Genomic DNA, 15,618 nt, shown 5'->3' on the forward strand with positions numbered 1-15,618 from the left:
TCAAATCACCGGGCAAATCAATCGGTTGTCGCTGTCGGTTGCACGGCCTTGGCAGCAGCAGCCTGGTCGGCGGCGTTGACTGCCGCCTCACTGCGCTGCGCCGGCACCAGCAGCCTGGTGTTCTGGACGCCGTATTTCCAGGGATCGACCATCTGCATGGCCGTATTGGCGGCCTGTGCGTTGCCGGCGGCAATCGTCGGTCCCTCGGAGCGGACATAGTCGTCGCTGGTGCAGCCGCCGGCGAGGCCGGCGATCAGCAGGGCGATGCATGATTCCACGCGCATGGCTTCAATCCTTCGGCAGGTCGAGGAAATGCCCGACGGTGGTGACCGCGGCCGGCTGTGCCGTACTGCCGCTGGCCATTGCCACTGCACGATTGGCTTCGGACGATTTCACTTCCTCGGTGTTGTTGAGGAAATAGTCGACATTGCTGGCCGGCTGCGTGCCGTCGGTCGGCTCGAGCAGCTTCTTCGACGGATCGACCGGCTTGACCAGATAGGGGGTGACGATGATCACCAGATCGGTCTCGCGCCGCTGATAGGATTTGGAGGAGAACAGCGAGCCGAGCACCGGCAGCTTGCCGAGGCCGGGGAGACGCGACGTGGTGATGTCGTTCTGTGACTGCAGCAGGCCGGCGATCATGAAGCTCTGGCCGTTCTTCAGGTCGACCGATGTTTTGGCGCGGCGCACGATAAAGCCCGGCACCGAGATATTGCCGATATTATAGGAGGCCGAAGCATCGATCGAGGACACTTCCGGCGCTATGTCGAGGCTCACCAGCCCGTCCTTGAGAACCGTCGGCGTGAAGTCGAGGCTGACGCCGTATTTCTTGTAGCTGACGGAAATCTTGCCATTGTCCTCGGAGACCGGGATCGGGAACTCGCCGCCGGCGAGGAAGCTTGCCGTCTGGCCCGAGCGGGCGATCAGGTTCGGCTCGGCCAGCCGCCTGGCAAGACCACGTTCCTCCAGCGCCTTGATGGCGACGTCGATCGACAGGCCGTTGGACAGCAGCCGGCCGATGATCTCGCCATTGCCGGCTCCCGGCACCGAGCCCGGCTCGATGGTGACGTCGCGCCCGCCAATGCCGTAAGCAAAATTGGCGCTGTATTTGGCGCCGAGATCCTGTCCGGCCTGGCGATTGATCTCGACGAAGCGGACGTTGAGCTGAACCTGCTGCGAGGACGAGATGTTGACCGAATTGATCACTTCTTCATTGCCGGAGAAGCGGCTGGCGATCTTGCTTGCCTTCTCGGCGGCGACCGCGTCATCGGCCTCGCCCGACAGCACGACGCGGCCATTGGCCGAGCCGACCTTGATCTTGGCGTCCGGCACGCTGGCGCGAATGGTGCTGGCCAGCTGGTCGGTGTCCAGCGTCACCTCGATGTCGACGGTGCCGACCAACTGCTTGTTCTCGTCGAACAGCGCGATGCCGGTGGTGCCGAGATTGTTGCCCAGCACATAGAAGGATTTGTCGGTCAGCGGATTGACGTTGGCGATCTCCGGATCGCCGATGACGATCTGGTAGAAGGCGGCATTGGTCATGACCGTCTTCGGCTTGCCCTTGGCTACCTTGATCGACGCATTCGTTGTCGACGAGACATGGACGATATCGTTGTCGGCCTTGGCTGGCGCACTGAGGCCGAGCATTGCGGCCGCGGCCAGGCAAGCCCCCACCGCAAGCGCCCGCATTGGGCGCAGCCCTTTCGTAGTTCGAAATGCATGAAGTCCCGACATCTGTCCCGTCCCTCGCCCGGTCCCCACCGGCAGTTATTGCTGGTCCCGCGCAGGAACCTGGTATTCTTCGACCTGCGTGCCGCGCGTCACGATGATCGTCTTGAATTTCGGCTTCTCAGGCTCCTTGGTCGCGGCAGTGAACAGCGCGCCGGCAGCGGCCTGGACGCCGGAGGCGACCGATCCGCCGAAGGACGAGATGGTGGTGACGCCGTCCTTGGCGGCCCCTCCGTCTGCGGCCGAGCGGAGCGACAGCGACAAGGTGCCGACGGTGCGGGCAAGCGCCACTTTCTGCGCGCCTTCGGTCGTCACCTCGATGGTGACGGAATTGGCGATCTGCGGTGTGGTCTGGCGCTCGTCGGCGCCCTGCCCCACGGTCAGCACCTTGGCGTCGGAGACGACGATCTCGGAGGTAACGGTCGATCCGGCAGCGCCCTGCGCGTTCTTGGCCACTTCCTGGATTTCGCCCGCATCGCGTGTCAGCACCACGTCGACCCGGTCGCCCGGCATGACGAAGCCGCCGACACCGGCGATCTCGTCGGTGCGGATTGTCACCGCCCGCATGCCGGGCGTCATCATGTTGGATAGCGTCGCGCGGCCGTTCGGCCCCGACAATTTGCTGATCAGCACCGGCTCGTTGATCTCGATCGGCGACAATACCACGCGGCTGCCTTCGGCGAGCAATGCATTGACTGTGGTGAACGCGCCCTGCGGCACCGAATCCTCGGACCATGGGATTTCGCTGAGCTGCGCCCGGTCAAGCTCCATGCCGTAACGCAACGGCGCGTTGGCCACCACGATGGTCTTGAAGACGATCTTGGGGACGGCGGGCGCCGGGATCGACGCCGTTTTCTCTTCGGCATCGGCCTGGCTTTTCACCCAGAAATCCGCGGCAAAGATTGAAATCGCGCCGAAGACGGCAGCGATGCCAATCATCGTTATGGCCTTGCCCCTCACAACCAACCCCTGACATTCGTGGTCTTTTGTTTTGTTGAGGCGACGCTAGGCCGCTTTGTTAAAGATTCAGGAATCGCGCCCGCTCCGCAGGGACCTATTTCCGCCAGCTTGGTTATCGAAAGGTTTTAGGATAAGAAGGGTTTAATCCCCGAACGTAACAGGAACTTCCGTCGCTTGGCGCCGAAAAGCGTGGCAGTATCGACGGGTGATTCGCGGCACCGGATTCTATGGCAGGCATGGACGACAACAACGATCTTTTCGGCAATCTGGAAAAGCAGCCCCAACCGGCTCGGACACCGGAGCGCCCGGCCGACCCGCTGGTGCAGGCCACGAAGCGTCCTGCCGCGACCAAGGACGGCAGCGAGGGCTATAGCGCCGCCGACATCGAGGTGCTGGAGGGGCTGGAGCCGGTGCGGCGCCGTCCCGGCATGTATATTGGCGGCACCGACGACAAGGCGATGCACCATCTGTTTGCCGAGGTCATCGATAATTCGATGGACGAGGCGGTCGCCGGCCATGCCACCTTCATCGATGTCGAGCTGTCGGCCGACGGGTTTCTGACCGTTACCGACAATGGCCGCGGCATTCCGGTCGATCCGCATCCGAAATTCAAGAAGCCGGCGCTCGAAGTCATCATGACGACGCTGCATTCGGGCGGCAAGTTCGATAGCAAGGTCTATGAGACCTCCGGCGGTCTGCACGGTGTCGGCGTCTCGGTCGTAAATGCGCTGTCGGACCATCTCGAAGTCGAAGTCGCGCGCGGTCGCCAGCTTTACCGCCAAAGGTTCTCGCGCGGCGTTCCGGTGAGCGGGCTGGAGCAGCTCGGCGAAGTGCACAACCGGCGCGGCACCAAAATCCGCTTCCATCCCGACGAGCAGATTTTCGGCAAGGGCGCCGCCTTCGAGCCGGCGCGGCTCTATCGCATGACCCGCTCGAAAGCCTATCTGTTCGGCGGCGTCGAGATCCGCTGGAGCTGCGACCCATCGCTGATCAAGGAAAAGGACCAGACGCCCGCCAAGGCGGAGTTCCATTTCCCCGGCGGCTTGAAGGACTATCTCAAGGCATCGCTTGGCGACGACTTCCAGGTGACCCGCGAGATCTTCGCCGGCAAGAGCGAAAAACAGGGCGGCCACGGCTCGCTGGAATGGGCGGTGACCTGGTTCGGCGGTGACGGCTTCGTCAACTCCTACTGCAACACCATCCCGACCGGCGAAGGCGGCACGCATGAGGCCGGCTTTCGCAATGTGCTGACGCGCGGGCTTCGGGCCTATGCCGACTTGGTCGGCAACAAGCGCGCCTCGATCGTCACCTCCGAAGACGTTATGATCTCGGCGGCCGGCATGCTGTCGGTTTTCATCCGCGAGCCGGAATTCGTCGGCCAGACCAAGGACAGGCTGGCAACGATCGAAGCCATTCGCATTGTCGAGACCGCCATCCGCGATCCCTTCGACCACTGGCTGGCCGACAATCCGCAGGAAGCCTCCAAGCTGCTGGAATGGGTGATTGCGCGCGCCGACGAGCGGGTGCGCCGGCGCCAGGAAAAGGAAGTGTCGCGCAAGAGCGCGGTGCGCAAGCTGCGCCTTCCCGGCAAGCTCGCCGACTGCACGCAGAACGCCGCCGCGGGCGCCGAACTGTTCATCGTCGAAGGCGACTCGGCCGGCGGCTCGGCCAAGCAGGCGCGCGACCGTGCGAGCCAGGCGGTGCTGCCGCTGCGCGGAAAAATCCTCAACGTCGCCAGCGCCGGCAACGACAAGCTCGCCGCCAACCAGCAGATATCGGACCTGATTCAGGCGCTCGGTTGCGGCACGCGCTCGAAATACCGCGACGAGGATTTGCGCTACGACCGCGTGATCATCATGACCGACGCCGACGTCGACGGCGCTCACATAGCCTCGCTGCTGATCACCTTCTTCTACCAGGAAATGCCGAACCTGGTGAATGGCGGCCATCTCTATCTGGCGGTGCCGCCGCTCTATTCGATCCGGCAAGGCGGCAAGGTTGCCTATGCCAGGGACGATGCGCACAAGGACGAGCTGTTGCGCACCGAATTCACCGGCCGCGCCAAGGTCGAGATCGGCCGCTTCAAGGGCCTGGGCGAGATGATGGCCGCGCAGCTCAAGGAAACCACCATGGACCCGAGGAAGCGCACGCTGCTCAGGGTCGATGTTATCGACGCCGTGGCCGCGACCAAGGATGCTGTCGACGCGCTGATGGGCACCAAGCCGGAAGCCCGCTTCCGCTTCATCCAGGAACGCGCCGAATTCGCCGCGACGGAAGTGCTGGATATCTGAGCGCCGGCCAACTCTTCGTTTTGACGCAGCTCCGGGCGGAAAACCGTTTCACACTTTTCCTGGAACTGCTCTAGCCTGCGCTTCCGATACGGAGACCAGCTTGTGATCTGGGCGCGGCTGAAGAGCTACTTCGAAACTAGTTTGGCGGGCCTGACGCAGCCGACGCGCTCGGATTGGATTTTCGCCCTGCGCACGGTTTCGGCCGGTCTGATCGCGCTTCTCGCTGCTTACGCGCTAAAACTCGACCACCCGCAATGGGCGATGATGACGGTCTTCATCGTCGCCCAGCCGGTCGCCGGCATGGTGCTGGCGAAAGGTTTTTACCGGCTGCTCGGCACGCTGGCCGGTGGACTTGCGGCGATCGGCATCACCTCGGTTTTCGGCACCAATCCCTGGCTGCTGGTCACGGCGCTGTCCGTCTGGATTGGGCTGTGCACGCTGGTTTCGTCGCTGCTGCGCAATCCGGAAGCCTATGGCGCCGCACTTGCCGGCTATACCGCGATGATCATTGGGCTGCCGGCTTTCGGCCAGCCGCATGTGATCGTCGATCTCGCTGTCGCGCGCTGCGCCGAGATCGTGCTCGGCATCGTCTGCGCCGGCCTGACCAGCCGGCTGATCCTGCCCAAGCTGGCCGCTGACGCCATCATCTCCAGGCTGAAGCGCAGCATCCTCGACCTTGCAACCTATGCGGGCGGCGCTTTTTCCGGCGGCGACCCGGCGAGACTGGCCGGCCTGCACGGCAAGCTGATCACGGACGCCCAGATGCTGGCCGAGATGCGCACCTATGCCCGGCTCGAAGCCCCGAGCTTCGCCACCCGCGCCCATCCGGTCCGCCTCACCATCGGTCAGCTTCTGTCGGCGCTGTCGGCGGCACGCGCGCTGCATTCTCACGCCGCGCCGAAAAACGCAGCGCTCATTCCGGTGCGCTCGGAACTGCAGTCGCTGGTCAGCGAACTGGCAGCCACGCCCGAGGCGCTGGAGGACACGTCGCCCTGGGTGACGCGGCTCGACGCGATTGCCGGCAAGGCCCGGCAAATGCCCGACGCCTCGACCGATCAGGGCGACGACAGGGTCGGCACCATCACGCGCCTCACCATCGCCGCCGATTTCGCCGAAGCCTTCAAGCAGGTGCTGCGCGGCCTCGACGCCCTGCGCGCACCGGTGACGCGCCCGAGCCGGAGCAACATGCAGCTGCCTGCGCTGGTGGTGCATCGCGATTATCCCGGGGCTTCGCGCAATGCCATACGCGCCGCCCTTGCCACGCTGGCGGTCGCCGCCTTCTGGCTGACGACGAAATGGTCCGACGCGGCCGGCACCGTTATCCTCGTTGCGGTCGTCTCCAGTCTTTTCGCCGCGCGGCCTGACCCGGTGCGGGTGTCCTGGGGCTTCTTCAAGGGTACGCTGCTGGCTTTGCCCTTTGCCTTCCTTGTTGGCCAGGTCGCGCTGCCTGCTTTGCCCGGCTTCGGCTGGTTCACGCTGTTTGTCGTGCCGATCCTGGTACCGACGGCGCTGGGCATGGCCAATCCGCGCACCGTCGGCGTGGCGACGGCCTTTGCAATCAATTTCCTCGCCTTCCTCAGCCCGCATCAGGCGATGACCTATGCCCCAGGCCCGTTCTTCGCCGGCTCGGCGTCGGTGCTGGTCGGCATCCTGCTGGCTATCTGCGTCTTCATCGTGGTGCTGCCGGTGGATCCATGGCGCGCGGCCAACCGCATCGTGCGCGCCATGCGCGAGGATCTGGCGCGGCTGTGCCTGCATGAGCGGGTGCCGCGGCGTTCGGCCTTCGAGAGCCTGGCCTATGACCGCATCAACCAGCTGATGCCGCTCTTGCAAAATGCCGGCAGGAAAGGCGATGCGATTCTGGGCGGCGGGGTCGCCGCCGTTACCGTCGGCCTTGAAATCCTGCGTCTGCGCGCCGCGCAGCAGAGCCCGTCCACTCCTACCGACACCGCGCTCTCGATCGCCAATTTCCTGCGCGGCCTCGCGCGTGAACTGCTCTTTCGCGCAACCGGCGATCCACAGACAGCAACTGTCACTGTGGCCCGGCAATATGCAGCCAGCCTTTCAGAGCGCAGCGGCGGTGCGGATATGCTGCAGATCGCAGCCTCGCTGCGCATCATCGCCGCCGCGATCGAGGATTTCCCGGATTTCTTCACCAGGGGCCGTGGCTAGGGCGTCAGGCCGCGGCTATCGCCAGCGCATGCCCGCGCGCGTTTTCCCGCAGCGCGTCGAGATGGATCGACTTGACCAGGCCGGCGAGATCGCCCTCAGTGGATTGACCTCCGAGTTCCTTCAGCATCAGCCAGCTGACTTCCTGCACGCCGGCGAGGCGCTTGCCGTTGGCGACTTCGCGCCAGATCTTGAGCGCGCGCAGGATGATGCCATGGGTGGAAGCGGCAAGGCCGGCGCTGCGGAACAGCGCCTGCAACGCAACGTCCTGGCCGCCGGCGAGCAAGGCCCGCACCCGCTGCTCCGACTGCTGGCTGAGCGCGACCAGGGCCGAGCCGAAAAAGTCGACCTTGCCGTGGGCAATGGCACGGATGATGAAACTTGCGGTCAGGTCGCCGCGCAGGCGCAGATGTTCGATGAGTGCCGCATGTTCCTCCGCGCGCGTGCCTTCGACCAGCCGCACCGAAGCCTTGACGCAAGCATCGCGCGTGACGCGCTCGGCTCTGGCCGCCCCCATCAGCGCCATCACCAGCGGCGAAGCCTTCAGCGTTTCGCCGAGCTTGACCAGTAGCATGTGCCGGCAGTCGGCCGGCAGCCGCACATCCGTGACCATTGCCTCGCGCAAATGAGCGATATGGCCATGCCGCTCGGCCATGCGGCGGAAGCTGAGCGACGCGATATCGGCGCCGTCATTGGCGAGCAGCGCCGCACACGCTTCCGGTTCGCCGATCTCGGCGATTGCCGCGGCAACCGCCATCGAAACGACCGGCCGGTCGGCGATCAGTTTTTGCGTCGCCTTGTGACCGGCCGCGACGCGGTCGATCAGGTCGGCGTCCGTCAGCAGCGGGGAGCGCGCCAGCACCAGGGCTGCCACTTCCGGCTGATCGGAGGCAAGCGCGCTGATGATCTGCAGCGGCGCGTGATGGCTCATCGACAGCGCTTCGGCCATAGCCAGCCGCACCTTCGACGAGGCGTCGTCGAGCAGCAGCGTCAGCGCCGCTTCGGCCGCGCAACGGTCTTCGAAAGGCAGGTCGGAATTGACGTAGGCGCGGGCCAGCGCGCTCGCCGCCGCGGCGCGCTCCGAAACTCTCGCGGTGTAGATCCATTTGAGAAAATGCGAGACAACCATACTGCCTGCTACGCCCCTTGCCGGAAAGCTTCCGGCCCCAGGAATGACCCTAGGCAGAAATGGTTTACGAACGGTTCACCATGTTTATTAACTGGCTTGCGGGTGGCATGGGCAGCGCCTATCAACCGTCAGGCAGCGGAGGAGAAAAACGATGCCCGGGCTTTATCTCGAAGAGTTCGTCGTCGGACATGTCTTTCGGCACACGCTGCGCAAGACCGTCACCGAAAGCGATAACATGCTGTTCTCGGTGATGACGCTGAACCCGCAGCCGCTGCACATCGACTTCGACTTCGCCGCCAAGAGCGAATGGGGCAGACCGCTGGTCAATTCGCTGTTCACGCTCGGCCTGATGATCGGCATTTCCGTCAATGACATCACCGTCGGCACCACAATTGCCAATCTCGGCATGAGGGAGACGGTGTTTCCGCACCCGGTCTTCCATGGCGACACCATCCGTGTCGAAACGACTGTGATCTCGGTCAGGGAATCGAAATCCAAGCCGGACCGCGGCATCGTCGAGTTCGAGCATCGCGCCTACAATCAGAATGATGTGCTCGTCGCCAAATGCACGCGCCAGGCGATGATGATGAAAAAGGCGGCCTGATGCGCTCGCTGCTGTTTGTGCCCGGCGATTCCGAAAAGAAGCTGGACAAAGGCTTTGGCGCCGGCGCCGACGTGGTCATCGTCGATCTCGAGGATTCCGTGGCGCCACAAAACAAGGCGTCGGCACGCGACATCGCGGCACGCTTTATCGGCGGCAACCGGCAGCAGACAAGCTCCGCCATCTATATCAGAGTCAACGGCCTATCGACCGGGTTGACCGACGATGATCTGGCCGCCCTGGTTCCGGTCAAACCCGACGGCATCATGCTGCCGAAGTCGAACAGCGGCCAGGATGTCCAGCAGCTATCCGTAAAGCTCCGCGTACATGAGGCCGAAAACGGATTGCCGGATGGCGGCATAAAAATCCTGCCGATCATCACCGAGACCGCTGCCGGCGTGCTGGCGGCCGCGACCTACACCGGGGCAAGCGCCCGGCTTGCCGGCCTCACCTGGGGCGCTGAGGATCTGTCGGCGGCGATCGGCGCGCGCGCGTCGCGCGACGAGAACGGCCGCTACACCGATGTCTTCCGCTTCGCCCGCACGATGACCATCCTTGCCGCCGGCGCAGCCGAAGTCGCGGCGATCGACACAGTCTTCCCCGGCTTTCGCGACATGGCCACCTTCGAAGCCGAATGCACGGAGGCCGAGCGTGACGGCTTTGCCGGCAAGATGGCGATCCATCCGGCGCAAGTGCCGGTCATCAACGCCGCCTTCACGCCATCGGCGCAGGCAGTGCAACGCTCGCAGGCCATCGTCTCCGCCTTCGAGGCGGCCGGAAATCCCGGCGTGGTCGGCATTGACGGCAAGATGTATGACCGGCCGCATCTCAGGCTCGCCGAACGGCTTCTGGCTCGCGCCAAGGCAGTCGGGGTTTAGTCCCGCGCCAGCACGATGACCCGGTCCTCAGGCAGGTAGGCCAGCGCTTGCGACTTCAACGGGTTGACGGTGACGCCGCCCAGCGCCCGCTCATCACTCTGCGCGGCGCGAACGCGCCGGTGCCCGATGGCGATCTCTCCGCGCAACCGCGCCGATTCCGCGATCGTCCAGAACGTCACCGGCTGGTCGATGGCGACATAGTCGCCGACCGGACGCATGTAGATTTCGGAGCCCTCCTCGTCGAGCAGGTCATCGAAGATCGCGGCGAGATGCTGGTTCTCCGATGCCTGCGCCAGCATCAGGCTGACCAGCCGGTTGCTGACGACGAAGTCATCGGCCTTGGTCACCGCCGCCAACTCGCGGTTGCGCACGTCGATCATTTCGCTGACAATCGAGATATGCGTGCCGGCATCGTCTGCGATTTTGCGCAGATGCAACAGCGTCACCAGCGTGCGCGTATCGGCGGGCTGCGCTGCCATGGTCTCGCTGTAGCCGAGGACGAGCACGTGGTCGTAGGAAGGCACGTCCAGGCTTGCCAGTGCTGTGCTGCTCGACGTGTCGGTGATCCGGCAGGAAACCGACAGATTGTCGCCGACGACCGGCAGCCCGGCAACTTCCTGCTCGAGGCCTGGCGTATCGGCGGCGATGGTCAGGATCGAACCAGGCGCGACATAGCGCGACAGTTCATAGGTTATGATCGGACCGCGCCGGTTCCAGCCAAGGATCAGCGTGCGCTCCGGCTTCGCCTCGATGGGCTGATGGCGAAGAATCGCCGCGGCATCGATCTTGGCTCCGGCGCTTCCCAGCTTGATGGCGGCATCGTCCTCGGCAATGATGATGGCGCGCATGTCCTTGCCGATTACCAGCTCCGACGGCGGGTTGAGATTGACGCGCCCCTGCTGGTCGCAGAGCCCGATCAGCGTGCAATGCTCATACGCCATCACTGCCTCGCCGAAGGTCTTGCCGGTGAGATCAGGCTGCTCGGTCGTGTAGATTTCGCAGCCGTCGAAATCGAGCAGCTCCGAATAAACGCCGCTGAGACCCGACTGCCGGCTCGAATGCACGACGATGCGCGAGATCAGCTGGTCGGCCAGGACAAGCTGTACCTCGGCCCCGCCGACGACGCGGGCGACCTCGGCGTTCTTTCCGTCGCGGATCTCGGCGGCGATGTTATAGGGCGCGGTGCGCCGGTTCGGGTCGTTGGCCAGCGCCAGCACCGTCTTGATGACCTGCGAATCCGGATCGTCGCCGTCCGGCGACAGCACGATGATGGAGCGCGAGGTCTGCGGGTTGACGATGGCCAGATCGTAGAGGTCGGTCGGGTCGCCGCTGCGGCAGATGATGCGTGTGTTGCCCAACCTGCCGACCTTGGCGGCGATCTCGTCCTCCATCGTGACCTTGTCTATGTTGGCCATGACGACAATGCGCGGATGGCGACGGCTGGCATTGGCAATGACGAGTTCGGAGATGACGTCGAAGACCGACGGCGACCAGTTGAGGATGATGGTGTGGTCGCTCTCCAGCACCCGCGAACGACCCTTGCGCAATTCATCGAGCTTGCTGTCGACGCCGGCGCTGAGCACACCGATGAGGGCCGACACAACGAAGATGCCGGCAAGCGTGACAAACAGCATGACGAGACGAAAGGCCCAGCCGGTGTCGCCGCCCATCGTGCCGGAATCGAGCGTGCGCATCAGCGATTCCCAGAACGCTTCGAAGAAGTTCAGCGGTTCGCCGCCCTCCGGCGCGATGCGGGTCACCGCAAGGAAAGCCGCGGCGGCGATGATGATCAGCAGCGAAGCGAGGGCGAGCCAGCCGATCAGCGCGATCGGGCCGGCGGCCATGCTCTTGTCAAACCCGTAGCGCAGCCGGGTTCCCAGCGAGTCTCGTTTCTTCATGTCGCCGGCAACCCCCAATATTCCCCATGGTCGATGCGCCGACCCCAACGCATCGCCGAAGCCGCTGTCTTAGCCGGTGTTTAAATAAAGGGGAATCGCTTTCGGGTGTCAGTCGTTCCACGGCCCCGCATAATCGGCATAGAGCTTTGCCGGATCGGGCCGCGGCCGTTCCGGCGCCGGTCCCTGATAGGAGCCAATATGGATAAACCCGACAACACGTTCCTGTGGCGCCAGTCCCAGCAGCGCCCGGCCCTCCGCCACGTCGGAATACCAGTTGCTGATCATGTTGGTGCCGTAGCCCAGCGCATTGGCCGCGATCATCAGGTTCATCGCCGCCATGCCGCCGGACAGGAACATTTCCCATTGCGGGATTTTTGGATTGTCCTTCGGAACCGACACCACGCCGATCACCAGCGGCGCGCGGGAAAACCGCGCCAGCTCCTGGTTGCGGCGGTTTTCCGGCAGCGGCCCTTCGCGCTGTTCGGCGAGCGCCGCCAGCTTCCTGCCGATCTCGAATCGCGCCTCGCCGCGATAGAGGATGAAGCGCCACGGCTCCAGTCGGCCGTGATCGGGCACACGGCTTGCAGCCGCGATCATGGTCGCGATATCGCCATCGCTGGGCGCCGGTTCCTTCAATTCAGGAATCGGTGCGGAGTTTCGGGTCAGCAGGAAGTCGATGATCGGCGACGCCATGGGGCCAGGTCTCCTAAAGCACTCGATTTTGAGCTGAAGCGCGCCATTACGGGTGGGGCGGCTCGTGCATTGGCGCGGACGCGCCGGACGAAAGAGCCGTTGCCAAGGCGGATCGGACTCTTAAGCCTTGAAATTGCCACCGCCTTGGGCTTCAACGCAAGGCATGTTTGAGGGGACATCGCGCCTTTTCCTGATTTGGCTCGCCGTAGCGCTGTTTGCGCCGGCCTCGATGGCCATGGCGCAGAATGCCGACGGCATCGGCAATCTGAAACTCCCCGATATTTCGAGCTATGCACCGCCCAAGGGCGAGACGCCGCTGGCACTAGGTGGCGGCGGCGCCATAACGCTGTCGGCCCAGTTGACCGACAAGGGCGCCGACATCACGCGCGGCATCGTCTGGCGCGTCTTCAAGCCCGAGGCCGCCGGCGACGGCAAGCTGCCGATGGTGGCTTCCGCGCATGGCGGCAGCGCCGTGTTCCAGCTCGAACCCGGCAGCTATCTGGTCCACGCCTCATACGGACGCGCCGGCGCCACCAAGCGCATCACGGTCGGCAAGGACGCCAGGCGCGAAAGCCTGGTGCTCGATGCCGGCGGCCTCAAGCTCGACGCGGTGCTGTCGGGCGGCGTGCGTATTCCGCCGAAAAAACTGCGCTTCTCCATTTATGAGGGCACCGCCGAGGCCAATGGCGACCGCGCTTTGATCATTCCCGATGTCGAGCCGAACAGCGTCGTGCGGCTCAACGCCGGCGTTTATCATGTCGTCTCCACCTATGGCGCGGTCAATGCCGTCATTCGCTCCGACATCCGTGTCGAAGCCGGCAAGCTGACCGAAGCCACCGTCGAGCATCGCGCGGCGGAGGAGACCATGAAGCTGGTGCGCGAGACCGGCGGCGAGGCCATCGCCGATACATCCTGGTCGCTGCTCAACGAATCCGGCGATCCGATCAAGGAGGCCGTCGGCGCCTTCGCCTCGATGGTGCTGGCCGAAGGCCAATACACCATCATCGCCAAGAACCGCGACCGCATCTACCAGAAGGATTTCACCGTCGTTGCCGGACAGAACCAGGAGATCGAGGTCCTGGCCACCGAGGCGTCGGCCATCGATCCCGAGGAAGGCGCCGACTAGGTTGTGGACTCATAAGCCCGAAGCCACAGCCGGACGGATCGACCTTGCGATTCGTTTCTAGGCACCGGTTGGAGTGGCCACGATCCGGCATTCGTGGTATGTTTTTGCGGCCTTGAAAGCATGACCCGTACCGCAGTTTGCCTTGGGAGATGCCAAATGCGCATGTCCTTGCTTTTCATTCCACTACTGCTTGCACCGATTGTATCGCATGCCGCCGGCATTCACGACGCCGCCATGAAGGGCGATGTCGCGGCGATCACGGCAGCGCTCGACGCTGGTGCCGACGTCGATGAGAGCGACGGGCGCACGACACCACTCTATCTTGCGGTCAAAGGCGGTCATTTTGCAGCGGCAAAACTGCTCATTGAACGCGGTGCCGACGTCAACGCCGTCCCGGACCCGCGTTTGGGTCCTGCCCTTATTCGGGCTTTGGCAAAACGCAGGACCGATTTGATCAATCTGTTGCTGGACGGGGGCGCAAATCCAAATTCGAGGCGCAGCCGCGAAAACGCTATCCACATCGCGGTCAATCTCGGTTGCCTCGATTGCGTGAAAGCACTGGTTGAGGCCGGCGCGGACGTGAATGCGAAGACAAAGGACGGCAAGACACCGCTCCATCTGGCAAAATTCAAGGGGCAACGCGAAGTTGCTGACTATCTCATGTCGCACGGCGTCGTGTTGCCAACGCCAGCTCCGATCTCGATGAAGTTGGCTGCTGCCGATGTCGAGAAAGGCCGAACCTACTTCACACACGTGTGCCACGGTTGCCACAATGCCGAGCCACAGGGAGGGATCAAAACGGGACCGAACTTATGGGGCGTCGTCGGCCGCGACAAGGCATCCATGGCAAATATGCGTTACTCCGACACCTTGCTGGCCTTAGAGGGTGTATGGACGTACGAGGACCTGAACAAATATCTGCTTGAGCCCATGCTCACCACGCCGGGTGTTTACATGGAGGTGCCTGGCGTCCCGGACGAGACCGAACGGGTCAACCTGATCGCCTACTTGCGTACACTCAGCGACAAACCGCTCCCACTGCCCTAGGAGCTATTGAGCAAAAGGGCCGAGGTTGTCGAAAAGTTGACCGACTGAACGTCGTTTATGAGTACACGCCCTAGTTAGCGTCTCTCAGGCTGCCTTGCGCATAAGGCGCGGCAGGAAGTGGACGCGGCTGCGCGGTGCGTCGGGCGCCAGATCGAAGACGCCGCGATGAAGGCGATCAAGCAAGGTCTTGCGGTCGCGCAGCGGCTCCAGCTCATCCCAGCGCAGTACGTTGCCGACGCGAACGTCGATCGCTTTGCCGGACAGCCGCGCGAATTCGCGGATGAGCATTGAAAGGCGCAACGTCAGCGACGCCTTGCCGACGAATTTCGCCAGCCTTCCTTCGCGCTCCCCCATGTTCATCGGGCCGCTGACCAGATGGAACAGCCGGCCGTTCTGCCCGGAAAAATGCATCGGCACCACCGACGCCTTGGCGTCCTGCACGAGGCGCGCCGGAAACATCTTCCACGGCAGGTCGCGCGCCCGGCCAAAGCCTCTCGGCGCGGTGGCGACGCCGCCGGCCGGAAATACCACGATGGTGACGCCCTCTTTCAACAGCCGCACTGCCTCGTGGCGCACCGCCATGTTGTTCTTCACCGCGTCCTTGGTCTCGGAAAAGTCGATCGGCAGCGAGTACGGTTCCATTTCGCGGATCTTCAGCAGATCCTTGTGGATCATGACGCGGAAGGGACGCCCGAGCTGCTCGACCAGCGACAGCACGGCAATGCCGTCGCCAATGCCGAACGGGTGGTTGGCGACGATCACCAGCGGCGTGTCCGGCAGCCCCGCCGGCGGCCACCGATCGGTGCTGCGCACCTTGACGTCGATCAGCTCCAGCATGCGGCTGAACACCCGCTCGCCCGTCGGCGCCACCTGGCGGCGCCAGAAATCGTAGAGCGCGGCATACCGGTCGCGCCCCGACAGACCTTCAATGGAATGGATGAACCAGCGCGTCAGCGCCGGCTGGCTCGCATTGGCGTAGGAGAGTTCGGGAAACGGCCTTTCCCGTATCTTCAGCTTGAGCATGGGGGCTCGTTACAAGGTTGGCGTGACAGGCATGTGAAAATGGCGGTGGATCGCTCCACCGCCATTTCTCCGAAA

The 15,618-nt window shown here is 63.8% G+C and carries 13 protein-coding genes; 6 read left to right on the forward strand and 7 right to left on the reverse strand.

Annotated features, from left to right (window positions below):
- Positions 1-17 precede the first annotated feature (17 nt).
- The 3 genes from NKH54_RS13500 to cpaB form a co-directional block, all read right to left on the reverse strand.
- A complete protein-coding gene (locus tag NKH54_RS13500) occupies positions 18-284 on the reverse strand; it encodes a hypothetical protein (protein WP_023667602.1) in 267 nt (88 codons plus the stop codon).
- 4 nt (positions 285-288) lie between these two features.
- Positions 289-1,689 carry a type II and III secretion system protein family protein gene (locus NKH54_RS13505; protein WP_031244501.1) on the reverse strand — a complete coding sequence of 467 codons (1,401 nt, stop codon included), beginning with the start codon at positions 1,687-1,689 and terminating at the stop codon, positions 289-291.
- Positions 1,690-1,767: 78 nt separating this feature from the next.
- Positions 1,768-2,667, reverse strand: a complete 900-nt coding sequence (cpaB, locus tag NKH54_RS13510; protein ID WP_353028372.1) for a Flp pilus assembly protein CpaB — start codon at positions 2,665-2,667, stop codon at positions 1,768-1,770.
- 257 nt (positions 2,668-2,924) lie between these two features.
- Here cpaB and parE point away from each other — a divergent pair, with 257 nt between their 5' ends.
- Together parE and NKH54_RS13520 are read left to right on the forward strand one after the other, a co-directional pair.
- Positions 2,925-4,979, forward strand: a complete 2,055-nt coding sequence (parE, locus tag NKH54_RS13515) for a DNA topoisomerase IV subunit B (protein ID WP_023744803.1) — start codon at positions 2,925-2,927, stop codon at positions 4,977-4,979.
- Between the two features lie 102 nt (positions 4,980-5,081).
- The gene (locus tag NKH54_RS13520; protein ID WP_353028373.1) at positions 5,082-7,151 is read left to right on the forward strand and encodes an FUSC family protein; all 2,070 of its coding nucleotides are present in this window, start codon (positions 5,082-5,084) and stop codon (positions 7,149-7,151) included.
- A gap of 4 nt (positions 7,152-7,155) precedes the next feature.
- Here NKH54_RS13520 and NKH54_RS13525 read toward each other — a convergent pair whose 3' ends face one another.
- Positions 7,156-8,277: a DUF2336 domain-containing protein gene (locus NKH54_RS13525; RefSeq protein ID WP_023681604.1), complete on the reverse strand. Its 1,122-nt coding sequence runs from the start codon at positions 8,275-8,277 to the stop codon at positions 7,156-7,158.
- Positions 8,278-8,368: 91 nt separating this feature from the next.
- On the opposite strand from NKH54_RS13525, the gene NKH54_RS13530 reads away from it, so the two are divergent.
- Both NKH54_RS13530 and NKH54_RS13535 read left to right on the forward strand, forming a co-directional pair.
- Positions 8,369-8,881: a MaoC family dehydratase gene (locus tag NKH54_RS13530; protein ID WP_460221791.1), complete on the forward strand. Its 513-nt coding sequence runs from the start codon at positions 8,369-8,371 to the stop codon at positions 8,879-8,881.
- The gene (locus NKH54_RS13535) at positions 8,881-9,756 is read left to right on the forward strand and encodes an HpcH/HpaI aldolase/citrate lyase family protein (RefSeq protein ID WP_023805319.1); all 876 of its coding nucleotides are present in this window, start codon (positions 8,881-8,883) and stop codon (positions 9,754-9,756) included. The genes NKH54_RS13530 and NKH54_RS13535 overlap by 1 nt, the downstream gene beginning before the upstream one ends.
- On the opposite strand, the gene NKH54_RS13540 is transcribed toward NKH54_RS13535, so the two are convergent.
- Positions 9,753-11,654 carry a CASTOR/POLLUX-related putative ion channel gene (locus NKH54_RS13540; RefSeq protein ID WP_353028374.1) on the reverse strand — a complete coding sequence of 634 codons (1,902 nt, stop codon included), beginning with the start codon at positions 11,652-11,654 and terminating at the stop codon, positions 9,753-9,755. The two genes, NKH54_RS13535 and NKH54_RS13540, sit on opposite strands and share 4 nt — an antisense overlap.
- Positions 11,655-11,762: 108 nt before the next feature.
- Entirely contained in the window at positions 11,763-12,347 is a 585-nt protein-coding gene (locus NKH54_RS13545; protein WP_352514096.1) for a nitroreductase family protein, read from the reverse strand.
- 163 nt (positions 12,348-12,510) lie between these two features.
- Between NKH54_RS13545 and NKH54_RS13550 the strand changes: the two genes are divergently transcribed.
- Complete coding sequence (locus tag NKH54_RS13550; RefSeq protein WP_023695450.1) at positions 12,511-13,473, forward strand: RgsD C-terminal domain-containing protein; 963 nt, start codon at positions 12,511-12,513, stop codon at positions 13,471-13,473.
- A gap of 156 nt (positions 13,474-13,629) precedes the next feature.
- The gene (locus NKH54_RS13555) at positions 13,630-14,520 is read left to right on the forward strand and encodes an ankyrin repeat domain-containing protein (protein ID WP_353028375.1); all 891 of its coding nucleotides are present in this window, start codon (positions 13,630-13,632) and stop codon (positions 14,518-14,520) included.
- An 84-nt stretch (positions 14,521-14,604) separates the two neighbouring features.
- Here NKH54_RS13555 and NKH54_RS13560 read toward each other — a convergent pair whose 3' ends face one another.
- Positions 14,605-15,543 carry a lysophospholipid acyltransferase family protein gene (locus NKH54_RS13560; protein ID WP_353028376.1) on the reverse strand — a complete coding sequence of 313 codons (939 nt, stop codon included), beginning with the start codon at positions 15,541-15,543 and terminating at the stop codon, positions 14,605-14,607.
- Positions 15,544-15,618: the final 75 nt, after the last annotated feature.

Source organism: Mesorhizobium sp. M1004 (assembly GCF_040318795.1).
Lineage (GTDB): Bacteria > Pseudomonadota > Alphaproteobacteria > Rhizobiales > Rhizobiaceae > Mesorhizobium.

What these genes read in the sequence shown, in the direction of transcription:
- NKH54_RS13500 (WP_023667602.1), bottom strand. Translation starts at nt 284, where the DNA reads ATGCGCGTGGAATCATGCATCGCCCTGCTGATCGCCGGCCTCGCCGGC.
- NKH54_RS13505 (WP_031244501.1), bottom strand. Translation starts at nt 1,689, where the DNA reads ATGCGGGCGCTTGCGGTGGGGGCTTGCCTGGCCGCGGCCGCAATGCTC.
- cpaB (WP_353028372.1), bottom strand. Translation starts at nt 2,667, where the DNA reads ATGATTGGCATCGCTGCCGTCTTCGGCGCGATTTCAATCTTTGCCGCG.
- parE (WP_023744803.1), top strand. Translation starts at nt 2,925, where the DNA reads ATGGACGACAACAACGATCTTTTCGGCAATCTGGAAAAGCAGCCCCAA.
- NKH54_RS13525 (WP_023681604.1), bottom strand. Translation starts at nt 8,277, where the DNA reads ATGGTTGTCTCGCATTTTCTCAAATGGATCTACACCGCGAGAGTTTCG.
- NKH54_RS13535 (WP_023805319.1), top strand. Translation starts at nt 8,881, where the DNA reads ATGCGCTCGCTGCTGTTTGTGCCCGGCGATTCCGAAAAGAAGCTGGAC.
- NKH54_RS13540 (WP_353028374.1), bottom strand. Translation starts at nt 11,654, where the DNA reads ATGAAGAAACGAGACTCGCTGGGAACCCGGCTGCGCTACGGGTTTGAC.
- NKH54_RS13545 (WP_352514096.1), bottom strand. Translation starts at nt 12,347, where the DNA reads ATGGCGTCGCCGATCATCGACTTCCTGCTGACCCGAAACTCCGCACCG.
- NKH54_RS13550 (WP_023695450.1), top strand. Translation starts at nt 12,511, where the DNA reads ATGTTTGAGGGGACATCGCGCCTTTTCCTGATTTGGCTCGCCGTAGCG.
- NKH54_RS13555 (WP_353028375.1), top strand. Translation starts at nt 13,630, where the DNA reads ATGCGCATGTCCTTGCTTTTCATTCCACTACTGCTTGCACCGATTGTA.
- NKH54_RS13560 (WP_353028376.1), bottom strand. Translation starts at nt 15,543, where the DNA reads ATGCTCAAGCTGAAGATACGGGAAAGGCCGTTTCCCGAACTCTCCTAC.